Raw genomic sequence first — 23349 nt, forward strand, 5'->3', positions numbered from 1 at the left:
CGCGACCCGTCACCTCGACAGGCACCGCAAGCCATTCGCGCCCGTGCGGCAGATCACCCTGCCCGAGGCGGATTTTCGCGCGTGGCGGCGCGTCCCCACGGCCGGGCACGAAGCGTACAATTGCGGGTTTATTCCATCCCCCACGACCGGCACCGACACGACCGTGACCTCACCCATCCTGAGTCCCGAGCTGCCCGCTCGAACCACACCCGCGCGCGCGCGCATCACTGCTGCCTGGCTGCGCGACGAGACCGAAGCGGTCAACGACCTGCTCGACCAGGCTGCGCTGCCGGCGGAGGAACGCGAACAGGTAGTCGATCGCGCTGCCGCGCTGGTCACCCGCGTGCGTGCGCGGGCGAAGGACCAGAGCGTGGTCGAGTCCTTCATGCGCCAGTACGACCTGTCCAGCGAGGAAGGCATCCTGCTGATGTGCGTGGCCGAGGCGCTGCTGCGCATCCCGGACAAGACCACCACCGACAAGCTGATCCGCGACAAGCTCGGCGACGCCAACTGGCGCAAGCATCTGGGCCGCAGCGAATCGCTGCTGGTCAACGCCTCCACCTGGGGCCTGCTGCTCACCGGCCGGCTGGTCAACCTGGCCGACGGCAGCGGCGACGATTTCAACGGCGCACTGCGCCGGCTGGTCGCCCGCGTGGGCGACCCCGCGATCCGCGCGGCGGTGCGCCAGGCCATGCGCATCATGGGCCACCAGTTCGTGATGGGCCGCGATATCGAGGAGGCGCTCGACCGCAGCCTGAAGAAGGAGAACGCGGTGTTCCGCTACTCCTTCGACATGCTGGGCGAGTCGGCATTGACCGCCGACACCGCCGAGCGCTACCAGCAGGATTACCGCAACGCGATCGCCGCGCTGGGCGCGCGCGGCCCGTATGCGAACCACACCGACGCGCCGTCGATCTCGGTGAAATTGTCGGCGCTGTTCCCGCGCTACGAAGTGGCCCAGCGCGCACGGGCGCACCAGGCGCTCACCGAAAAGCTGCTGGAGCTGTCACAGCTGGCGATGAAGCACGGCATCGCGCTGTCGGTCGACGCCGAGGAGGCCGACCGGCTGGAGCTGTCGCTGGACGTGATCGGCGATGTCTTCGCGCACCCCTCGCTGGAAGGCTGGAACGGCCTGGGCATCGTGGTGCAGGCGTACGCCAAGCGCACGCCGTTCGTGATCGACTGGCTGGTGGAGACAGCACTGGCCAGCGGCCGGCGCTGGTACGTGCGGCTGGTCAAGGGCGCCTACTGGGACGCCGAGATCAAGAAGGCGCAGGAGCAGGGCCTGGGCGGCTACCCGGTGTTCACCCGCAAGCCGAATACCGACGTCTCCTATCTGGCCTGCGCGCGGCGCCTGTTCAACGCGGGCGGCAACCTGATCTATCCGCAGTTCGCCACCCACAACGCGCACACCATCGCCGCCGTGCACCACATCGCGCAGGGCCGGCCGTTCGAGTTCCAGCGCCTGCACGGCATGGGCAGCGACCTGTATGCCGAGGTGATCGGCAAGCAGAGCTTCAACGTGCCCTGCCGCGTGTATGCGCCGGTCGGCTCGCACGAGGACCTGCTGCCCTACCTGGTGCGCCGCCTGCTCGAGAACGGCGCCAACACCAGCTTCGTCAACCGCGTGGTGGACGAGGACGTGCCCGCGCGCGAGCTGGTGGCCGACCCCTGCGAGACGGTGCGCGCGTTCGATCACATCCCGCACCCGCGCATCCCGCTGCCGGCCAATCTCTACGGTGAACTTCGGAAGAATTCCATGGGCGTCAACTTTGCCAACGACAACGAACTGAACGACCTCGCCGCCGCGGTCAACGCGCAGCAGGGCCCGTGGGCCGCCGGCCCGTTGGTGCCCGGCGCCAGCAGCCAGGGCCCCACGGTGCAGGTCACCGATCCGTCCGACCGCCGCCGCATCATCGGCAGCTACCTCAGCGCCGACCAGGCCACCGTCGATCGGGCGATGGCCAACGCGGCGGCTGCGCAGGACCGCTGGAACAACCTGCCGGTGGCCAATCGCGCCGCCATGCTCGAATTCGCCGCCGACCAGCTGGAGGCGCGCCGCGCCGAGTTCATCGCGCTGTGCGTGCGCGAGGCAGGCAAGAGCCTGCCCGACGCGATCGCCGAAGTGCGCGAGGCGGCCGACTTCCTGCGCTACTACGCCACCATGGCGCGCCGCCTGTTCGCCGAACCCGAGCAACTGCCCGGCCCCACCGGCGAGACCAACCAGTTGTACCTGGGCGGTCGCGGCGTGTTCGTGGGCATCAGCCCGTGGAACTTCCCGCTGGCGATCTTCATCGGCCAGGTCAGCGCCGCACTGGCGGCGGGCAACACGGTGATCGCCAAGCCGGCCGAACAGACCAGCCTGATCGGCCATCTCGCCACGCAGCTGCTGCACGAGGCCGGCGTGCCGAAGGAGGTGCTGCAGTTCGTCCCGGGTGACGGCCCCACGGTGGGCGCCGCGCTCACCCGCGACCCGCGCGTGGCCGGCGTGGTGTTCACCGGCGCCACCGAAACCGCGTGGGCGATCAACCGCGCGCTGGCGGCGCGCGACGCGCAGATCGCCGTGCTGGTGGCCGAGACCGGCGGCCAGAACGCGATGATCGCCGACTCCTCCGCGCTGCCCGAGCAGATCGTCAAGGACGTGATCGCCTCGGCCTTCCAGTCCGCCGGCCAGCGCTGCTCGGCGGCACGCGTGCTGTACATCCAGGAAGACATCGCCGACAAGGTGATCGACATGCTCGCCGGCGCGATGGCCGAGCTGAAGGTGGGCGACCCGGGCCTGCTGTCGACCGACGTCGGCCCGGTCATCGATGAGGATGCCAGGGCGATCCTGGTGGCCCACGCCGAACGCATGGACAAGGAGGCGAAGAAGATCGCCGAGGCGCCGATGGACCCGGCCGCCACCGCGCACGGCACCTTCTTCGCGCCGCGCGCCTACGAGATTCCCTCGCTGTCGGTGCTCAAGCGCGAGGTGTTCGGCCCGGTGCTGCACCTGATCCGCTTCAAGGCCAGCGAACTGAAGAACGTCGTCGACGAGATCAACGGCACCGGCTACGGCCTGACCCTCGGCGTGCACAGCCGCATCGACGCCACCGTGCACTACATCAGCCAGCACGCGCGCGTCGGCAACTGCTACGTCAACCGCAACCAGATCGGCGCGGTGGTCGGCGTGCAGCCGTTCGGCGGCGAAGGCCTGTCCGGCACCGGTCCCAAGGCCGGCGGTCCGCACTACCTGCTGCGCTTCGCCGGCGAACGCACGCTGACCATCAACACCACGGCATCGGGCGGCAACGCCTCGCTGCTGACGATCGGGGAATAGGGATTCGGGATTCGAAAGAGCCCGGCATCCGGCTCCCTCTCCCCCAAGCCCCGCTTGGGGGAGAGGGTTGGGGTGAGGGGGGAAGCTCTTCGCCATTGCCATGCAAACGATGTAGCGAGTACGTTTCATGCCATTGCATGGAGTGTACGCATGACGAAACAAAGGAAAGGACAGGCCGAAGTCACCCGCTGGATGGGGCCACTCCTCGACTGTCTGCGTGCGCTTGGCGGTTCTGCCAAACCACAGGAAGTATCCCGGTGGATCGCGCGGGAACTGCGGCTGCCGACCGAAGTCACTGAAGCCACCCTCAAGTCGGGCGCAAATCGCTTTCATAACCAAGTGCAATGGGCCCGCCAGTACTTGGTATGGGAAGGCTTGCTAGATGACAGCAGACGCGGCATCTGGACCCTCAGCCCGCTTGGCTGGAAGACCCATCTTGATGAAGACGCCCAGCGGGCCATCTTTCTCAACCGGGTAAAGATCCAACAAGTCGAACGCAAGCAAACGATGACACCGGGGGCGCATCTCGAACCCGACTTGGTCGACACGGAACTACCCGGGGAATCGCAAGACCTCGATCTACTTGGCATTCTCAAATCCCTGCCGCCCTACGGCTTTGAACTGATCTGCGGCCGCCTGTTGCGCGAGCATGGGTTCGAGGAAGTCGAGATCACCCAGCGTTCGCGCGACGGCGGCATCGACGGCTATGGTCTGTTGCGCCTCAGCCCGTTCGTCAGCCTACGCGTGGCATTCCAAGCCAAGCGCTACAAGGACACTGTCGCGCGCAGTGCCGTGGGCGAGTTTCGCAATGCCTTGCTCGGTCGGGCCGAGAAGGGAGTTTTCATCACCACCGGGCGCTTCACTCCGGACGCCGAGGCAGAGGCCACACGCGACGGCGTGGTGCCGATCGAACTGATCGATGGCGAACAACTGGTCGACCTGTTCCAGGACAAACTGATCGGCGTGAAGCCGAAGATGGTTTACGAGATCGACCACGCGTTCTTCGACGAATTTCGCCGCGAAGGCTAGCCCTCTCACCCCAGCCCTCTCCCCCGCCGATGAAACTGTCGGGGGAGAAGGAGCAAAGCTTTCGTTACCGACCACGTCGTTCGAGAGAACGAGGGGCACGGCACTTTCTCGAATCATGGCTCCTTGTGCACCGCGCAAGCTGGTGTAGGTCCCGCCATGTTAGAAAGTCCGGACTGCAGGCCGTCGCGGCCTGCCTGCGTCGGAGCATCGGCACCATGGCACGACCCGCCGGCATGATCGGCCTGCATTCCTCCGCGGCGACGGCAGCGGCGACGGACGATCCGCGCTACACCGCCGCGGAGTTCCCGACCAACAAGCTGTTGTACCTGACCCAGCTCGCCGATGCCTGCGGCATCGACTGCCGCGGCTGGTTCGCCGGTCTGGCGCTCAGCCGCACGCAGCTGGCGGACCCTGCGCTGCGCGTGTCGTATCGCCAGGCTTCCGGTTTCGTGCGGCGGGCGCTGGCGGCACTGCGCGCGGCGGGGGTGGCGGACGCCGGCCTGCGCATCGGCCGCGAAGGCACCGTCGGCGGCTTCGGCCTGCTCGGGCTGGCGATGATGACCTCGCGCACCTTCGGCGAGGCGATGCAGGCGGGCATCGCGCACCACAAGATCTGCGGCTGCCTGCTCGACCTCTCGTTCGAGGCAGTGGACGAGCGCACCGTGGCGATGGTGGCCCTGCCGCTGTTCGAGGACAGCGAACTGCTGCCGTTCTTCTGCGAAGAGCTGTTTGCAAGTTCGACCCTGATCGCGCGCGAGCTGGTCGGCCCGGAGCTGCGTCCGCAGCGGCTGGAGCTGGCCTATCCGCGACCGGCCTACGCCGACGAATACGATGCCCTGTTCGGCTGCGAGTCGCGCTTCGACGCACCGCGTTGCCGGCTGCTGATCGACGTGCAGTGGCTGCCCCATCCGCTGCCCGGCTACAACCCGCTGACCGCGAAGCAGGCGCTGGCGTTGTGCGCGCAGCAACGCACGCCTGACGGTGGCGAGCCGCATCAGGAGATCGTCGCCGCGGTGGAGCGCCTGCTGCGCAGCCGCCTGGCGCAGCAACCCAGGCTCGACGAAGTCGCGCGCACATTGAACCTGAGCGAGCGCTCGCTGCGCCGCAAGCTGGCCGAGAGCGGGCGGATCTTCCGCGAGATCCATGATCGTGTGCGCGCCGAGCGCGCGCTGCAGCTGCTGCAGGCGGGCGCGTTGAGCGTGGCCGACGTCGGCAGCGCAGTGGGCTTCAGCGACCCGCGTGAATTCCGGCGCGCGTTCAAGCGCTGGACGGGCATACCGCCGCAGGAGGCGCGGCGCCCGCGCTGATCAATCCGGCCGCTTTTCCCCCCATCGGCTGGCCGCTTTGCCCTCCCCACGGGCGGCGGAATGGGCGAGAGTCGGAGTCATCGCGACGCCGGCACTTCCACGGGGGAATCCAACCATGCGCACACTGCTCATCACCATTGCACTGGCCGCGACGCTGACCGGTTGCGGCAAGCACGAGGCGCCGTCGCAAACCGCCGCCGACAACGGTTTCGAGGCCAAGCTGCAGGAGCAACTGCTGGACGCCAAGCCCGGCAGCGTGATCGAGATCCCCGCCGGCCACTACCACCTCAAGCGCGGGCTGAGCCTGCGCACCGACGGCGTCACCATCCGCGGCGCCGGCATGGACAAGACCGTGCTCTCGTTCAAGGGCCAGGTGGTCGGCCCCGAGGGCCTGCTGGTCAATGCCAGCGATTTCACCATCGAGAACCTGGCGATCGAGGACACCAAGGGTGATGCGCTGAAGATCAACCAGGGCAGCAACATCACCATCCACGGCGTGCGCGTGGAGTGGACCGACGGCCCGAAGACCACCAACGGCGCCTACGGCCTGTACCCGGTGAAGACGCAGAACGTGCTGATCGAGGACTCGGTGGTGATCGGCGCCTCCGATGCCGGCATCTACGTCGGCCAGTCGGACAACATCATCGTGCGCAACAACCGCGCCGAACACAACGTGGCCGGCATCGAGGTGGAGAACTCCACCCGCGCCGACGTCTACGGCAACACCACCACGCAGAACACCGGCGGCATCCTGGTGTTCAACATGCCCAACCTGTCCAAGGAAGGCCACAGCACGCGGGTGTTCAGGAACAAGGTGATCGCCAACAACCTGGACAACTTCGCCGCCAAGGGCGCGGCGGTGGCCAGCGTGCCGGCGGGTTCGGGCGTGGTGATCAACTCCAACGACAAGGTGGAGATCTTCGACAACGACATCGCCGACAACCGGACCGCCAACATCATCATCGCCAGCTACTTCTCCACCAACTACTACAACACCCGCGGCGTGGCGGCGAACTACAACCCGTACCCGAAGGCGATCTACGTGCACGACAACCGCCTCAAGGGCGGTGGCGATTCACCGGACGGGCTCAAGCTGAAGGCGCTGAAGACCGCGATGTACGGCCTCGGCGGCAACTTCCCCGACGTGTTGTGGGATGGCTACGTCGACACGAAGAACCTGGTCGACGGCCTGCCGCCGGCGAACGACCGCATCTGCATCCGGGGCGTCAACGGCGTGATCAACGCCGACGGCCCGCACGACTACAAGAACCCCAGCAAGGACATGAAGCCGTACGAATGCACGCTGCCCAGCCTGCCCCCGGTGACCTTGAATCCCGAGCCGAAGGTCTGAGGAATGTTCCGGGTATTTTCGGTCTCCGCAGGAGCGCGCCCTGTGCGTGATGCTCTCCGCCACGCCACCCGAAGGCATCGCGCACAAGGTGCGCTCCTGCAGGGTTTCGCGCTGCTGCTGCTCGCGTTGCTGCTGGCCGGCTGCCAGCGCGGCATGCAGCCAGTGGCGTTCCATGCCGAAGGCCGCCCGGCCAGGCTCAGCGACTGGCACGTGGTCGAGGTGCATGACGGCAAGCTGCAGCTCAACGACGGCGTGGTGCCGTACGACCTCAACACGCCGCTGTTCACCGACTACGCGCACAAGCTGCGCACGATCTGGATGCCCAGGGGCGTGAGCGGCAAGTACCAGCCGGTGGACACGCTCGACTTTCCGGTCGGCACGGTGTTCAGCAAGACTTTCTATTACCCGCGCACCGCCGACGGCAAGTTCAGCGACGTGGCGCGCACCGCGGATTACTCGCGCGACTTCGCCGGCCAGGGCCTGGACATGGCCAACGTGCGACTGATCGAGACGCGCATCCTGGTGCATCGCCAGAACGGCTGGGAAGCAATCCCCTACGTGTGGAACGACGCGCAGACCGAAGCCACGCTGGCGCGCACCGGCGCGGTGCTGCCGCTGACCCTGGTCGCCGCCAGCGCGCAGGACGGCATCCCGGCACGCGAGGATTTCAACTACGTGGTGCCCGACGAAAGCCAGTGCGCCAGCTGCCACGCGCAGGACTGGATCGATCGCAAGGTGCATCCGATCGGCCCCAAGGCGCGGCACATCAACAAGAACTACCCGTATGCCGACGGCGAGCACAACCAGCTCGAGCATCTGGTCAAGGTCGGCTATCTCGCCGGCGTGCCGGCGCTGGCCACGGTGCCGCGCGACGTCGATGCCAGCGATCCGAAGGCGCCGCTGGATGCGCGCGCCCGCGCCTGGCTGGACATCAACTGCGGGCACTGCCACAACCCGAACGGCGCGGCCAACACCACCGGCCTGTCGCTGATCCACGGCACTCCGGAGAACCACGAGCTGGGCATCTGCAAGCCGCCCACCGCGGCCGGCCAGGGTACCGGCAACCATTTCTTCGACATCGTGCCGGGCCAGCCGGACGCTTCGATCATCCCGTACCGGCTGGCCTCGACCGAGCCCGGCACGATGATGCCGGAGATCGGCCGCAGCACGGCCGACCACGAAGCCATCGCGCTGATCAAGGCGTGGATCGCGGCCATGCCCGGTACCTGCACTGTGCTGCACTGAGCCGACAAACGACCGCCGCGGCGCATCGGTCGCGGCCATTCCATGCAACGGGGAGCACGGCATGAACCTTCGTCAACGTCCACTTTCGACCGCGCTGCGCGGCTTGCTGTTCGGCGGCACGGCACTGCTGCTGTGCGCGCCGCTGGCGGCGCAGACGAACACGAGCGCCGACGGCACCGCACCTGCCTCCGCCACGACCACCGCGGCGAACGCGGACCGGCCCACCGAGCTGGGCGCCATCACCGTCACCGCGCAGAGCCGCAGCCAGCAGATGCAGTCGGTGCCGATCGCGCTGCAGATCGTCACCGCCCGGCAGATCGACACGCTCGCGGCCACCGACCTCAGCAAGATGAGCCTGTTCGTGCCGGGCCTGGTAGTCAGCGCCAACCAGCCGACCCAGCCCAACTACCAGTTGCGCGGCATCAGCACCGACGACTTCGGCGTGGGCACCGAGTCGGCGGTCGGCGTCTATATCGATGGTGTCTATGCCGCGCGTTCCGGCGGCGCCCTGCTGGCGTTCAACGACATCCAGCGCATCGAGGTGCTGAAGGGCCCGCAAGGCACCCTGTTCGGCCGCAATGCCGCCGCCGGCGCCATCTCGATCGTCACCAACGAACCCAGCGACAAGCTGGAAGGCAAGGCGCGCGTGCGCCTGGGCAACTACGGCAAGCGCTACGGCGACTTCCTGCTGAACCTGCCGCTCAACGCGGACATGGCGCTGCGCTTCAGCCTGTTCGACAACCAGAGCCACGGCTGGGCCCGCGACGCGGCCACCGGCAAGCGCTACGGCCAGGACAACGATCGCGGCGCGCGCGGCGTCTACCGCTGGAACATCACGCCGAACACCCGCGTGCTGTGGTCGTGGGATCACGAGGAGCTCAGGCAGCCGCCGCAGCCCGCCTTCGGTCTGATCCCGTCGTCGGCATGGTCGGTGCGGCCGGACCCGAACGCGGGCGTGCTGAGCCCGCCGTATCCGGCCAACCCGGCGCAGTACCTCAACCCGCTGCACGCGCCGCTCTACAACGACGCGGTGGGCGCGGCCGAAACCCGCCGATTCGACGGCTCCACCCTGATCGTCGACCACAGCTTCGGCTGGGGCAGCCTGACCTCGACCACCGCGTGGCGCAATTTCGACACGCTGAACCTGGGCGACTACGACGGCACCAACCAGCGCACCACCTACCTCGACACGGCCAACATCGAGCACAACAACAGCTGGTACCAGGAGTTCAAGTTCGCCGGCAGCACCGACCTGATCGACTGGGTGGCCGGCACCAGCTGGTACAGCGAACAGGCGCGCCAGACCAGTCGTACCGACGTGTTCACTGACAGCATCGACACGCTGGCATTGAACGTGGGCGGCGCCAGCTACGCCGACACCTTCGCCGGTTTCGATTCGCTGCTGAAACTGTTCGGCCTGCCTTACACCGTGCTCGGCGCACCCTGGCGCGAGCAGATCGAAAACCAGGGCCGCTTCAAGGCATACGCCTTGTACGGCGACGTGATCTGGCACCTGGGCGACAAGCTCAACCTCACCACCGGCCTGCGTTACACCCGCGACCAGAAGCGGTTCTCGTGGTTCAACCCGCAGCGCAGCGCGCCGGAACTGGACCAGACCATCGACGCGCTCGACGCGATGGGCCTGCTCGCGCTGGCCGGCGTCAACCCCGACGTGTTCCGGCAGAACCTGATCTTCAACCCCGCCAGCGGCGCGCCGGTGGGCGTGCTGGTGCAAGGCAGGAACACCTGGAACGACCTCAGCCCGCGCGTGGTGCTGGACTACACGTTCAGCCCGGACCTGATGGTGTACGGCTCGGTCACCAAGGGCTACAAGGCCGGCGGCTACAACAGCGTGCAGGTCGGCTCGCACTTCGCGCCGGAGAAGGTCATCAACTACGAGGCCGGCGTCAAGACGCTGTTCCCCGGGCCCAACCTCCTGCTCAACGCCAGCGCCTACTACTACCGCTACGACAACCGGCAGTCGCTCACGCTGGATCCCAACAGCACCGGTTCCGGCGTGCCGCGCTACCTGGTGGCGAGCACCGACCAGCAGGCCCACGGCGTCGAAGTGGAGCTGCAATGGCAGCCAGACACGGCGTTCCGGCTGGGCGTGAACGGCGCGTACATCGACGCCACCTACCGCAACGCCACCGCGCCCTCCGGCGCCAGCCTGGACGGCCAGCCCACCGGCGAGCCGAAGTATTCGTTCGCCGCACAGCTGGCCTACACCTGGCACGACGTGGCGCACGGCGCGCTGCAATTCGACCTCAGCCACGCCTATCGCGGCCCGTCCCGCTGCAACAACGACTCGCAGTTGCAGGGCACCTGCCAGATCAGCCCCAATTTCCAGGTCGGCTCGGCACGCCAGATCACCGACGTGCGACTGGACTGGAGCGCCGCCGGCGAGCAGTGGGGCGTGGCGCTCTATGGCACCAACGTGTTCGACAAGCGCTACGTCACGGGAGTGAACAACATCACCACCAGCGTGTTCGGCACGCCGTTCGCCGGCGTCACGCCGCCGCGGATGTGGGGCGTCGAACTGCGTGCGCGCTTCTGACCCGGCAGGCGGCGCCCGCCGTTTGCGTGCATGCTGCAGGACCCGTACCGAGTAATGCCATGACCACCGACCAGGTTTCCACGCTCACCGACAGCCTGCGCCTGCTGCGCGCCGCGCAACGGGCACAACCGATGCCCGAGTGGACCGTGCGCGCCGCCCGGCTGCGCGCGCTGCAGGCGCTGCTGCGCGAGAATCGCGAGCGCATGGTCGAGGCCATCCATGCCGATTTCGGCTGCCGCCCGCGCGAAGAGACCGAGCTGCTGGAGTTCTTCCCCAGCCTCTCGGCGATCCGCCATGCGCTGGCCCACGGCCGGCGCTGGATGAAGCCGCGCCGGCGCCTGGCCGACTGGCTGTTCCTGCCGGCGCGCACCGAGTTGCGGCCGCAGCCGCGCGGCGTGGTCGGCGTCATCGTGCCGTGGAACTATCCGCTGTACCTGGCGGTCGGCCCGCTGGTCGACGCGCTGGTCGCCGGCAACCGCGCGATGGTGAAGATGAGCGAGTTCACGCCACGCTTCTCGGCACTGTTCGCCGAGCAGGTGACGAAGTATTTCCAACCCGACGAAGTGCGGGTGGTGACCGGCGACGCGGACGTGGCGCAGGCGTTCTCGGCGCTGCCGTTCGACCACCTGCTGTTCACCGGCTCCACCGCGGTCGGTCACCACGTGATGCGCGCGGCCGCGGCCAATCTCACCCCGGTGACGCTGGAGCTGGGCGGCAAGTCGCCGGCCATCGTCGGCCCCGGCGCGCGGCTGGACCACGCGGTGGAACGCATCATGGTCGGCAAGCTGCTCAACGCCGGGCAGACCTGCATCGCGCCGGACTACGTGCTGCTGCCGCGCGCGCGCATGGCGGACTTCATCGCGCTGGCCGGCCAGGCGGTGGCGCGGATGTATCCGCAGCTGCAGCAGAACGCGCAGTACGCCAGCATCGTCTCCGATCGCCAGTATCAGCGCCTCACGGCGCTGCGCGACGATGCACAGACGGCCGGCGCGCGCGTACACGCGCTGGGCGAAGCCGCGGAAGATCCGGCGCGCCGGTTGCTGCCACCGCAGCTGCTGACCGAGGTCGACGACGGCATGGCGGTGATGCGCGAGGAGATCTTCGGCCCGCTGCTGCCGCTGCTGCCGTACGACACGCTGGACGAGGCCATCGCGCACGTCGCCGCCCGTGCGCATCCGCTGGCGCTGTACCTGTTCGAGGACGACCCGGCGCGCATCGACCGCGTGCTGGCGCGCACCCACGCCGGCGGCGTCAGCGTCAACGACACCCTGTACCACATCGCCCAGCACCGCCTGCCGTTCGGCGGCATCGGCGCCTCGGGCATGGGCGGCTATCACGGCGAGGCGGGTTTCCGCACGTTCTCGCACTTCAAGCCGGTGTTCCGCCAGGCGCGCTGGAACGGCGCCGGCCTGCTCAACCCGCCATACGGCAAGCGCTTCCGGCGCCTGCTCGACCTGCTGCTGCGTCGCGGCTGATTTCTTTCACGCATGAAAAAACTCCCCGCCGAAGCGGGGAGTTTTCTTGTGCGGTTATCGCAGGTCCGGCATCAGAACTTGTACATCGCCGAGAAGCTCAGCAGGTTGCCGTAGTCGTCGAAGTTGCCGGTCAGCGTGTCGCCCGTGCTGTTGGTGTTGGAGACGTGCGCGTTGTTGACGAAGATGTGCGCATACGAGGCGTTGATCTCGAAGTTCTCGCTGGCCTTGTAGCCGATGCCGACGGTGGCCATCTTGCGGGTCGAGTCGGGCACGCGCGGGCTGCGGGTCTTCTCGTAGGTCGGGCTGCTGTCGACCGCGACGCCGCCGCGCAGGGTCAGCTTGTCGTTGAGGTACCAGTCGCCGCCGATCGAGGCGTAGACGGTATTGCGCCAGTTGTACGGCTCCGAGGTCTGCGGCTGCGAGTTGCCGTAGTTCACGGTCAGGTTCTTGAACACGTCCCACTTGGTGTAGGCCACGTCGACGCCGACGCCGAACTTCTCGGCCTGATGCCAGTAGCTCGCGCTGGCCACGGCCGGCGTGGTGAAGTCGGCAGTGCCGGTGGTGTGCGAGAACGGCGGGATCGAGCTGGCCAGCGCCGGGTTGGCCAGCAGCAGGTCGTAGCCCGGCGTGGTGGTGAAGTTGCCGGTACCCTGCAGGCGATGGCTGATCTTGGCGCGGTAGTTCAGCGCCAGCTTGTCGTTCGGGGTCAGCTTCCAGAAGCCGCCCAGCTGCCAGCCGTAGCCCCAGTCGTCGCCCTTGATGCGGGCGTAGCCGTCCACGCCCGGAGGCGTGACCGCCGCCACGCCGGCCGCGGCAGCCTGGCCCTGCTGCACGGCCGCCTGGATCATCGCCGCACCCTGCGCCGGCGAAATCTGGCCCGCGGCGATGGCCGCCTGGATCTGCGCGACGCCGGCGGCGGTCTGCGCGCCGATGCCCTGCTGGATGCCCAGGCCCACGGCGTTGAAGTTGACCGCGCTGGTCAGCTCGGCGCTGGTCTTCTGCGCGATGAAGCTGGCGCCCAGGCTGAAGTTGTCGGTGACGTCGAACGATGCCGACAGCGTGGCGTCCAGCGACTGGAACTTGGACTTGATGCCGTGGTAACGGCCGACCCAGTCCTTGTCGTACTCGGTCTGGAAGCCGAACGGCACCGAGAAGCCGCCGCCCACGTGCACGCGGTCGCTGACCTGGGTGGCGAAGAACAACGCCGGCACCGGCAAGGTGGTGCCGGCATCGCCGCCATTGCCGCCGCTGATCGGGCGACCCAGCACGTCATGCGCGCTGCCGTCGAACTTGGCGCTGAAGTTGATGGCGGTGACGTCGGCCTGCAGGTAGGTGCCCTTCAGCTCGGACATCGCGGCCGGGTTGTTGACCACCACCGAGACATCACCGCCGGCGGTAGCGGAACCCGCAAAGGCGCGGCCCAGGCCCTTGGCGCTGTTCTCCTTGAGCTGGAATGCACTGGCATCCGCGTTCACCGGCGCAACCAGGGCGCCCACGATCGCAATGCTCAGCGCGGCGAGCGCCAGTGGACGGGCAGCGCCCGTGAGGGTACGGAAAGACGTGTGCATCGCTGGCTCCTGCATGATATTGGGTCAACTCGGTTAAGTCGGGCAGACGGACAGGAAAATTCATACGTACGTTTGAACTTCCTGCGCTGGACTTTGCCCTCTCGGACAAGGCGTTGCAAGTGCGCTCGCAACAAATTACTAACAAGTGAACTCCGCCCGGCAAACAAACCCGCCCGCAGATCCGCCGGCCGGCGCTGCTACTCTCGCCTCCCCGGCGCTTGCTCCCGCCCCCACGGTGCTGCCATGCAATCCTTCGTCTACGCCAGCCTGTCCAAGGCTGACACTTACCTGTGGCTGGCCGAACGCGACGCGTTCGACGTACTGCCCGAGCCGCTGACGCTGATGTTGGGTGAACTGCGCTTCGTGATGGAGGTGCAGCTGACGCTCCAACGCAAACTGCCGGTGGAGGACACTGGCCAAGTACTGGAGCACCTGCGCACGCAAGGCTGGCATCTGCAATTGCCGCCGCAGGAAACGCTGGCCGCCGCCAACCACCCCGCCTACACGCACTCGCCGCGGGATGATCGGGACGAGTGAATCGCGCATCATGGCGTTCGCGTTAACGCCTGGTTACCGCCTGCACGGTCCACGATTTCTATACTGCCGCCATGACCCAGACCAAATCCCGCCGTCGCCCTCCCTTCCTGCATGCGCTGGCCTGGTTCATTCCCGGCTTGCTGGCCGTGGCACTGGCCAGCTTGACCACTCATCCGCTGACCCTGATCCCGCTGCTGCTGGCCAACGCGCTGACCATGGCGGCCATTTGCCACGCGATCGGTTTCGATCCGGAACCGAGCTTCGCGCGCACCGTGCTGCGCCGCGGCGCCGCGCACCTGGTGATGTTTACCGGCTACACCGTGCTGGTATTCGTGCTGGTGGCCTGGCCGATGCTGCAACTGAGCCACAGCCCCAGCCTCAGCGCCGCCCTGCTGCTGGCCGCCGCGCTGGTGCTGGCGCTGGTCTCGCTGTGGCGACTGTGGCCGGCGTTCGGGCTGGTGTTCGTGTGGGACGACGCCTACCCGCCGCAACGCGACGGTTCATGGATCTTCACCGCCACCCTGCGCAGCATGGCGTTCGGTCGGCACCTGTCGCGCGAGGAGCGCTTCTTCACCCACTTCGTGCCGGCCGCGCTGTGCCTGCTCGCGCTGGCCTTCAGTGCGATCGCGCTGACCGGGCTGGTCGGCATGCTGCCGGAGGAAATGCGCCTGGCGGCGCTGGCGATCTATGCGCTGGTGATCTTGCCGCTGGCCTGCCTGGTGATCGCCAACCGCACCCTGCGCGCGTTGCTGTGCGAACGCCACCCGCCGCGCCGACGCGCCGACGCGAATCCGCTGACCGCTGAATTGCCGCGGCCGGTGCTGAGCGAACCGGAGCGCATCGCCGGCACACCCGAACAGGCGGCCGCCTTGCTCGCCGCCGCCCGCGCCGGCGACATCGAACGCGCGCTGGCGCTGCTGGAAGTGGGTGCTGCCTGCGACACTGTGCCGCCGCCCGGTGATCGCGACCAGCGCCCGGTGCTGATGCTGGCGGCGCTGCTGCCCGACACGCGGCTGCTGCGCGCGCTGATCGCCAGCGGCGCCGACGTCAATCGCGCCAGCGGCGGGCTCACCCCGCTGCTCGCGGCCACCCGCGACAGCTGGCACGGCCGCGCCGAAGCGGTGCTGATGCTGCTGGCCAACGGCGCCAGCCCGCTGGCCACCGATGCCGACGGCAACACCCCGCTGCACGGCGCCGTGCTCAGCGCCGACGCCGGCGTGGCGGCGATGCTGCTCGACGCAGCCGCGCCGATCGACGCGCTCAACCAGGCCGGCCTGAGCCCGCTGGCCACCGCCTGCCGTGCCGCCAACTGGCCGCTGGCGAAATTCCTGCTCGACCGCGGCGCCAAGCCGGCCCCGGCCGGCGGCGAACCGGCGCTGGTCGCCGCCGCCACCATCGCCGACGACGACCCCACCGGCGTTGCCCTGTTGCTCAAGCACCGCGCCGCCGTCAACGCTCTCGACGCGCGCCAGCGGCACGCCTTGCTCGGCGCCGCCGCCGAAGGCCACGAGCGCATCGCCCGCGCCCTGTGCGATGCCGGCGCCGACGTCAGGCTGGCCGACGAGCACGGCGTTACCGCGCTGATGGAAGCCGCGCGCGCCGGCGCCAGCGGCATCGTGCAGCGGCTGGCCGAGGCCAAGGCCAACGTGCTGGCCCGCGACCAGCACGGTCGCGACGCGCTGATCCTGGCCTGCCAGTCGCCGCATGCCGACGTCGCCACCGTCCGCGCCCTGCTCGAACTGGGTGCCGATGCCAAGGCCGCCGGCGGCGACGGCCGCAGCGCACTCGACCACGCCAGCGCCGCCGGGCGCTGGGATCTGGTCGCGCTGCTGGACCCGGACACCGCGCTGCCCGCCAACCTCAGCCACGATCTGCTGGACGAAGGCGCCGACACGCCGCAACACCTGCTCGACGCGCTGCGCTTCGGCCACTGGGCCACCGTCTCCGCCTTCGGCGAGCGGGTGCGCTCCTGGCCGCAAGCCGAGCTGGCCCGGCTCTATCTGGAACTGGCCACGCCCGGGCTGGGCGCGGCGCGGCGCTGGCTGCTGGACCACGGCCTCGCCGCCGAGGCCCGGCTGGAGGCACCGCGCATCGACGAGCCCGACACCGGCGAAGCGCCTACCCAGGCACCGCTGGGACGGCGCCTGTTCGACGCCCTGCTCGAACGCCTGCCCGATGCCACCCAAGCGGTCGATGATCTGATGCAGGCCGGCGCCAGCCCCGCCGGTTGCGGCCTGCTGGCCGCGGCCCTGGTGCAGCTCGAGGGCGCAGCCCAGGCCGCCGCGCTGCCGCTCGGCCTGCTCGAGCGCGGCGCCGACCCGTTCGGCACGGACGCGAACCAGCGCACGCCGCTGCACCTGGCCACCCGCCACGCGCACGGCGACCTGCTGCAGGCACTGCTGGCGCGCGGCTGCGATCCCAACGCCCGTGACGGGGAGCAGCGCACGCCGCTGTTCGCCGCGCTGGAACATGGCGCCGCCGCGCTGCCGCTGGTGCGCAGCCTGATCGCCCACGGCGCCGACCCGGAAGCGGCCGACACCCACGGCGAGACGCCGCTGGGGCTCGCGCTGGAGCATCCCGCGCTGGAGCGCTGGCTGGACTGGCGCGACTGGCCGCTGCCGCAGCGACCGCTGCGCGGCACCGACCTGCCTGCCGCCGCCGCGGTCGGTGCGCTGGCCGCGGTGCAGCGCCTGCTGGAACTGGGCTTCGCCGTCGACACCCGCGACGAGCAGGGCGCCACCGCGCTGCTGCGCGCCTGCGGTGCCGGTCATCGTGACGTGGCCGCCTGCCTGCTCGACGCCGGTGCCGATCCCAGCCTTCCCGCGCACAGCGGCGTCACCGCCCTGGTCGCCGCGGTCAGCGCACGACGCGAAGCGCTGGTGGCCCTGCTGCTGCAGCGCGAGGTGGCCGTCGACCAGCGCCTGCCGAACGACGCCACCGCCCTGATGGTGGCCGCCGCGCTGGGCTACCCGGACATCGCCGAACAACTGCTGGCCGCCGGCGCCGACGTCAAGGCGGTGGACAGCTCCGGCCGCAACGCATTGCACGCCGCCGCCCAGTTCGGCTTTGAACACAACGACAGCCTGCGCACCCGCCGCCTGTTCGACGGCCTGCTCAAGCACGGCGCCGAGATCAATCACGCCGATCGCGAAGGCAAGACGCCGCTGTTGCTGCTGCTGGGCGCGCAACTGCCGCCGGGCAGCGACGGCGACGCCACCCACCTGGGCGCGCTGGTACCGCCGCTGCTCGATGCCGGCGCGCACGTCGCGCATGCCGACCAGCGCGGCGTCACCGCGCTGCATGCCTGCGCCATGCACGCGCTGCTCGCCCCGGCCCGCGTGCTGCTCTCGCGTGGCGCCGACCGCCAGGCCACCGACGCCTTCGGCCGCACTGCCGCGGAAGTGGCTCGCCAACTCGGCTTCGTCGACATTGCCCACGAACTGAGCGCGCGCAGCAACCAGGCGATCCCCAGCGTGCGGCAGACGCTGCGGCAACCGGCGGAGTAGCCGCCGGCCGCGTCTATTCGGGACTGTCCGGCGTCACCGGCCCCTTCTCGCGCTGGCGCTCGGCAGTGCGCTCCGCGTCGGCCTCGAACAGCCGCTGCAGGTCGACCAGTGCATCGCGGGTGCTCTGCATCAGCTTGGTCTCGTCGTCGTAGACCAGCGCCTGCTTCTGCAGCAGGTCCTCGTCGTAGCGGCGGAAGCGCTCGACACGATCGACCGCCAGCTCGTGCGACAGGCCCAGTGCCTCCAGCGTCTTGCGGGTCATCTTGAGGCTGGAATGGAAGGTCTCGCGCACCGGGTCGTCCACGCCCAGGTCGAGCAGGCGAAACACGTGCTGGCGGTTGCGCGCGCGGGCGACGATCTTCAGGTGCGGATACTGCCGCTTGACCAGGCGCGCGGTGCGCAGGTTCGCCTCCGGGTCGTCGGTGGCCAGCACGAAGACTTCCGCGGTGGCCGCGTGCGCCGCGCGCAGCAGTTCCGGCCGCGCCGGGTCGCCGAAGAACAGATTGATGCTGCCGAAACGGCGCGAGAAATCCACCTGGTCGGCGGAGTGCTCCAGCGCCACGAACGGAATGCCCTGCGCACGCAGCACGCGGGCGATGATCTGGCCGACGCGGCCGAAGCCGGCGATGATCACCCGCGGCGGCGCCGTGTCGATGGTGTCGAACTCGCGCGACGGCTGGCGCGGGCGCAGGTCCAGCGCCTTCGCCGCCAACACCACCAGCAGCGGTGTCAGCGCCATGCTCAGGGCGATCACCAGCATCAGCAGGTCGCGTTGCGCGACGCTGAGCAGGCGTTGCTCGGTGGCCAGCCGCAACACCACGAAGGCGAACTCGCCGCCGGCGGCCAGCAGCACCAGCAGGCGCAGCGTGTCCGAGCGATTGAGCCCGCACAGCCAGCGTCCCAGCGGCCACAGCAAGACACTCTTCAGCGCCAGCAGCAGCGCCAGCAGGGTCAGCACCAGGCCGGGGCTATGCCACAGCAGCGACAGGTCCATCGACATGCCGACGCTGATGAAGAACAGCCCCAGCAGCAATCCCTTGAACGGCTCGATGTTCGATTCCATCTCGTGCCGGTATTCGGAATCGGCCAGCAGCACGCCGGCCAGAAATGCGCCCAGGGTGGCCGACAGGCCCGCCAGTTCCATCAGCCATGCCACGCCCATCACCACCAGCAAGGCGGTGGCGGTGGACACCTCGACCGAGTCGGCCTTGGCCACGAAACGGAACACCGCGCGCAACAGGTAGCGGCCGCCGACCACCACCCCGACGATCACCCCGATCGTGCGCAGCACGCCGAGCAGGTCCACATGCGAAGCCGAGGACGCCGCCAGCAGCGGCAAGGCGGCGATCAGCGGAATCGCCACCAGGTCCTGGAACAACAGCACGGCGAACACGTGCCGCCCGTAGGCCGAACCCGCCTCCTTGCGCTCGGCCAGGATCTGCAGGCCGAACGCGGTGGACGACAGCGCCAGGCTGCCGCCAACGACAAAAGCCGCCTTGCCGTTGAGGCCGAACAGCCAGTACGCGACCAGGCCGATCGCCAGGCCACTGGCCAGCACCTGCGCGATGCCGGTGCCGAACACCGAGCGCCGCATCACCCACAGCCGCTGCGGCGACAGCTCCAATCCGATCACGAACAGCATCAGCACCACGCCGAACTCGGCGATGTTCGCCACGCCCGAGGTGTCGTGGATCAGCCCCAGCAGCTGCGGCCCGATCGCCACGCCGGCCAGCAGATAGCCGAGCACCGCGCCGAGGCGAAAGCGCTTGGTCAGCGGCACCGCGATCACCGTGGCGAGCAGGAACACCAGGGCCGTCTGCAGCAGATGATGGCTGTCCAAGCGTCGGCAACTCCGGTCGGGGATGTCCCGATTATTCCACGCCGCCATCTTCGCGCCGCATCGGCAACGGCGAATTGCATTCCGGAAAAGCGACAGGCCCGCCGAAGCGGGCCTGTCGGATGGCGTCGAGGCGCGTCGACTACTTCTTCGGCGCGTCCTTCAGGCCGCGGTTTTCCAGCATCGGCTCGATGCTCGGGTCCTGGCCGCGCCAGTCCCTGTACATCTTGGCCAGGTCCTCGGTGTTGCCGCGCGAGAGCACCATCTTGCGGAAGCGGTCGCCGTTGGCGCGGGTAAGGCCGCCGTTGTCCTTGAACCCGATGAAGGCGTCGTCGGCCAGCATCTGCGTCCACAGGTAGGCGTAGTAGCCGGCGGCGTAGCCGTTGCCCCAGATGTGCTGGAAATAGCTGGAGCGGTAGCGCGGCGGCACGTAGCTCAGGTCCACGCCGTCCTTCTTCAGCGCGGCGGCCTCGAACTTGTCTGCGTCCTGCACCGGTGCGTCGGCGCCCAGCATGTGCCAGTTCATGTCGAGCATCGCCGCGGCGACCAGCTCGGTCATGTTGTAGCCCATGTTGAACTTGCCGGCCTTCTTCATCTTGTCGACCAGCGCCTGCGGCATCGGCGCGCCGGTCTTGTAGTTCTTGGCGTAGTTGGCGAACACCTTGGGGTTGGTCGCCCAATGCTCGTTGAACTGCGACGGGAACTCGACGAAGTCGCGCGCGGTGTTGGTGCCGGACAGGGTGGGGTATTGCTCGTCGGCGAGCATGCCGTGCAACGCGTGGCCGAACTCGTGGAACATGGTGATCACGTCATCGAACGACAGCAGCGCCGGCTGGCCCGCGGCCGGCTTGGTGAAGTTGGCGACGTTGTAGATCACCGGCTTGGTGTCCATCAGCTTCGACTGGCCGACGAAGTTGTCCATCCAGGCGCCGCCGCCCTTGTTGTCGCGCTTGAAGTAGTCGCAGTAGAACAGCGCCATCGACTTGCCGTCGGCGTCGAACACCTCGAACACGCGCACGTCCGGCTGGTACACCGGAATGTCCTTGCGCTCCTTGAAGGTCAGCCCGTAGAGCTGGTTGGCGGCGTAGAACACGCCGTTCTTGAGCACGTTGTCCAGCTCGAAGTAAGGCTTGATCTGGTTTTCGTCGAGGTCGTACTTCGCCTTGCGCACCTGCTCGGCGTAGTGGTTCCAGTCCCACGGCTGCAGCTTGAAGCCGGGCTGCCCGGCGGCCTTCTGGTCCTGGTCGATCTGCGCCTGGATGTCGGCGGCCTCGCGCGTGGCACGCGCCACCGCAGCCGGCGCCAGCTTCTGCATGAAGCCCATCGCGGTGGCCGGTGTCTTGGCCATCTGGTCCTCCAGCTTCCACGCGGCGTAGTTCGGATAGCCGAGCAATGCGGCCTCCTGCGCGCGCAATTGCGCCAGCCGCTCGATCGTCTTGCGGGTGTCGTTGGCGTCGTTCTGCTCGGCGCGGTTCCACGACGCCTCGAACAGCTGCTGGCGGGTGGCACGGTCGGTCAGATCCTGCAGCTCGGGCTGCTGGGTGGTGTTCTGCAGCGGCAACACGTACTTGCCGTCCTGCTTGCGATCGGCCGCGGCGCGACTGGCGGCGGCGATTTCCGCATCGCTCAGGCCGGCCAGCTTGCTCTTGTCGCCGATCACCGGCGCGGCGTCCTTGGTGGCCGCCAGCAGCTTGTTGGTGAACGCGGTGCTGAGGCTGGACTCCTCCTTGTTCATCGCCTTCAGCTTGGTCTTGTCGGCGTCGGACAGCTTGGCGCCGGCATGCACGAAGTTGTCGTAGACCACCTGGACCAGGCGCGCGGATTCCGGATCGAGCTTCAGCGTGTCGCGCTGGTCGTGGACCGCCGCGATGCGCTTGAACAACTTGTCGTTGAGATAGATCGCGTCCTGGTGGGCGGCCAGCCTGGGCGCCTCTTCCTCCTGCACTTTCTGCAGGGTCGGGTTGGTATTCGCCGCGGTGACGCCGTTGAAGACCGCCATCACGCGATCGAGCATCACGCCGGTTTTCTCCAGCGCCACGTAGGTGTTCTCGAAGGTGGCCGGCTCGGGGTTGTCGGCGATCTTCTGCACCTCGGCCAGTTGCCGCTTCATGCCCTCCTCGATCGCCGGCTGGTAGTCGGCGTCGGTGATCTTGTCGAACGGCGGCGCCTGGAACGGCAGCGTGCTGGCCTGGAAGAACGGGTTGCTGGTCATGGCATCGGCCGGGGCGGTGGCGGAAGCGCTCGCTGTCGACGTGGGCGCGGGCGCGGGCGTGGCATCGGCGCCACCCGGCGATTGCGAGCAGGCGGCGAGGGCGATCGTGGTGGCAATCACGAGCAGGCGGAGTCGAAGCATCAGGTTCCCCAACGTTGGGTGTCCGCGGCGGGACGGGATGGAAATGCAGTCCCCGACTTTACCCATACGGCCGCCGCTTTCCAAACGTTCGCAGGAAACTGCGGACCGCGGATCAGCGAAGCGCCATCACGCCACGCGCAGGTCGCGCAGCTGCCAGCCGCCGCCGATCAGCAGGAACAGCCGATGGCGCAGCACGCTCATCGGCAGGTCGGTGGTCAGCTCCACGTCGGTGCGCAGGTCGGCGACTTTCGCCGTCACCTCGGCGGCCGGATCGGTGTTGCCGAGGCTGGCGTCCACCGCATCCGGGTCGGGCTGCGCCGCGCGCCAGCGCTGGAACAGCTCATCGCTGCGCAAGGCGTGCTGCAGCGCGCCGGCGAAATCATTCGGGCCGGCACCGGCGTAGCTGAAACGCGGGTCCTCGCCGCGGGCGTGGCCGAGGTCGGCGATCGAGAGGTAGTAGCGGTTGCGGGGCATTGGCCATTCCGGAAACGGGTCTGCGGCCATTCAAGCACGCACGCCGGTACGCCGGACGTGAAGGTCAGCCGAGCGCCGCCACGGCGGCGTGCAAGCGTCCGGCCGCCTGCGCCGGCGGCATGCCGTGCGGCAGCACGCCCAGGCACGGCGCCGGCAGCAGCTCGCCCAGCGTGGCCAGGTTCTCGGCTTGCGCTTCCATCGCCGGGTCGATGTGGTTGCCGATCCAGCCGATCAGGCGGCAGCCGTCGGCGACGATCGCGCGCGCGCTGAGCTGGGCGTGGTTGAGGCAGCCCAGGCGCAGGCCGACCACCAGGATCACCGGCAACTGCCATTGCCTGGCGATGTCCGAGGCGAACAGCTTGGGCGCCAGCGGCACCAGCCAGCCGCCGACGCCTTCGACCACCACGCGCTGGTGTTCGCTGCGCAGTTGTTCGAAGGCGGCGCGCATCGGCGCCAGCGTGACCTGCCGGTGCTCGCGCGCGGCCGCCAGATGCGGCGACAGCGGATCGCGCAACGCCACCGGGTTGATCCGCTCGTAGGCCAGCGCGGGATCGCTGCCTGCCGCCTGCAGGGCCAGCGCGTCGTCGTTGCGCAGGCCATCGGGCGTCGCCGCGCAACCGCTGGCCACCGGTTTCATGCCGCAACTGCGGTGACCGGCATCGCGCAGGGCGTGCAGCAAGGTGCAGGAAGCATGGGTCTTGCCGATGCCGGTGTCGGTGCCGGCGATGAATACCGCGGCGTGGCGGGAGTCTGTCATCGGGATGTCCGTGGCGAGGGCGCGCATAATACGC

14 protein-coding genes are annotated in these 23349 nt (G+C 68.6%); 9 read left to right on the forward strand and 5 right to left on the reverse strand.

What is annotated here, in order from left to right; translation table 11 throughout:
* Positions 1-163 precede the first annotated feature (163 nt).
* The 7 genes from putA (at position 164) to ACFCQI_RS05595 (ending at position 12283) form a co-directional block, all read left to right on the forward strand.
* Positions 164-3319: a bifunctional proline dehydrogenase/L-glutamate gamma-semialdehyde dehydrogenase PutA gene (gene putA / locus ACFCQI_RS05565; RefSeq protein ID WP_395120388.1), complete on the forward strand. Its 3156-nt coding sequence runs from the start codon at positions 164-166 to the stop codon at positions 3317-3319.
* Between the two features lie 150 nt (positions 3320-3469).
* Positions 3470-4348, forward strand: a complete 879-nt coding sequence (locus ACFCQI_RS05570; protein WP_395120389.1) for a restriction endonuclease — start codon at positions 3470-3472, stop codon at positions 4346-4348.
* Positions 4349-4563: 215 nt separating this feature from the next.
* Positions 4564-5655, forward strand: coding sequence for an AraC family transcriptional regulator (locus ACFCQI_RS05575; RefSeq protein WP_395120390.1), 1092 nt, complete (start codon positions 4564-4566; stop codon positions 5653-5655).
* Between the two features lie 115 nt (positions 5656-5770).
* Positions 5771-7006 (forward strand): parallel beta-helix domain-containing protein, encoded by a 1236-nt coding sequence (locus ACFCQI_RS05580; RefSeq protein ID WP_395120391.1) that lies wholly within the window; start codon positions 5771-5773, stop codon positions 7004-7006.
* Positions 7007-7048: 42 nt separating this feature from the next.
* A complete protein-coding gene (locus ACFCQI_RS05585; protein WP_395120392.1) occupies positions 7049-8251 on the forward strand; it encodes an SO2930 family diheme c-type cytochrome in 1203 nt (400 codons plus the stop codon).
* 61 nt (positions 8252-8312) lie between these two features.
* A complete protein-coding gene (locus ACFCQI_RS05590) occupies positions 8313-10808 on the forward strand; it encodes a TonB-dependent receptor (RefSeq protein ID WP_395120393.1) in 2496 nt (831 codons plus the stop codon).
* Positions 10809-10867: 59 nt separating this feature from the next.
* Positions 10868-12283, forward strand: coding sequence for a coniferyl aldehyde dehydrogenase (locus tag ACFCQI_RS05595; RefSeq protein WP_395120394.1), 1416 nt, complete (start codon positions 10868-10870; stop codon positions 12281-12283).
* Between the two features lie 71 nt (positions 12284-12354).
* Here the strand turns inward: ACFCQI_RS05595 and ACFCQI_RS05600 are convergent, their stop codons facing one another.
* Positions 12355-13851: an OmpP1/FadL family transporter gene (locus ACFCQI_RS05600; RefSeq protein ID WP_395120395.1), complete on the reverse strand. Its 1497-nt coding sequence runs from the start codon at positions 13849-13851 to the stop codon at positions 12355-12357.
* 243 nt (positions 13852-14094) lie between these two features.
* Between ACFCQI_RS05600 and ACFCQI_RS05605 the strand changes: the two genes are divergently transcribed.
* Both ACFCQI_RS05605 and ACFCQI_RS05610 read left to right on the forward strand, forming a co-directional pair.
* Positions 14095-14388: a YcgL domain-containing protein gene (locus ACFCQI_RS05605; protein WP_395120396.1), complete on the forward strand. Its 294-nt coding sequence runs from the start codon at positions 14095-14097 to the stop codon at positions 14386-14388.
* Positions 14389-14459: 71 nt separating this feature from the next.
* Positions 14460-17894 carry an ankyrin repeat domain-containing protein gene (locus tag ACFCQI_RS05610; RefSeq protein WP_395120397.1) on the forward strand — a complete coding sequence of 1145 codons (3435 nt, stop codon included), beginning with the start codon at positions 14460-14462 and terminating at the stop codon, positions 17892-17894.
* 13 nt (positions 17895-17907) lie between these two features.
* Here ACFCQI_RS05610 and ACFCQI_RS05615 read toward each other — a convergent pair whose 3' ends face one another.
* From ACFCQI_RS05615 to bioD, 4 genes are all read right to left on the reverse strand, one after another.
* Positions 17908-19734 (reverse strand): monovalent cation:proton antiporter-2 (CPA2) family protein, encoded by a 1827-nt coding sequence (locus ACFCQI_RS05615; protein WP_395120398.1) that lies wholly within the window; start codon positions 19732-19734, stop codon positions 17908-17910.
* A 139-nt stretch (positions 19735-19873) separates the two neighbouring features.
* Entirely contained in the window at positions 19874-22084 is a 2211-nt protein-coding gene (gene dcp, locus ACFCQI_RS05620; RefSeq protein ID WP_395120399.1) for a peptidyl-dipeptidase Dcp, read from the reverse strand.
* Between the two features lie 126 nt (positions 22085-22210).
* Positions 22211-22558, reverse strand: a complete 348-nt coding sequence (locus tag ACFCQI_RS05625) for a hypothetical protein (protein ID WP_395120400.1) — start codon at positions 22556-22558, stop codon at positions 22211-22213.
* A 64-nt stretch (positions 22559-22622) separates the two neighbouring features.
* On the reverse strand, positions 22623-23315 hold the full coding sequence (gene bioD / locus ACFCQI_RS05630) for a dethiobiotin synthase (protein ID WP_395120401.1): 693 nt from the start codon (positions 23313-23315) through the stop codon (positions 22623-22625).
* Positions 23316-23349: the final 34 nt, after the last annotated feature.

The sequence above is a fragment of the Rhodanobacter sp. FW102-FHT14D06 genome (assembly GCF_043950705.1).
Lineage (GTDB): Bacteria > Pseudomonadota > Gammaproteobacteria > Xanthomonadales > Rhodanobacteraceae > Rhodanobacter.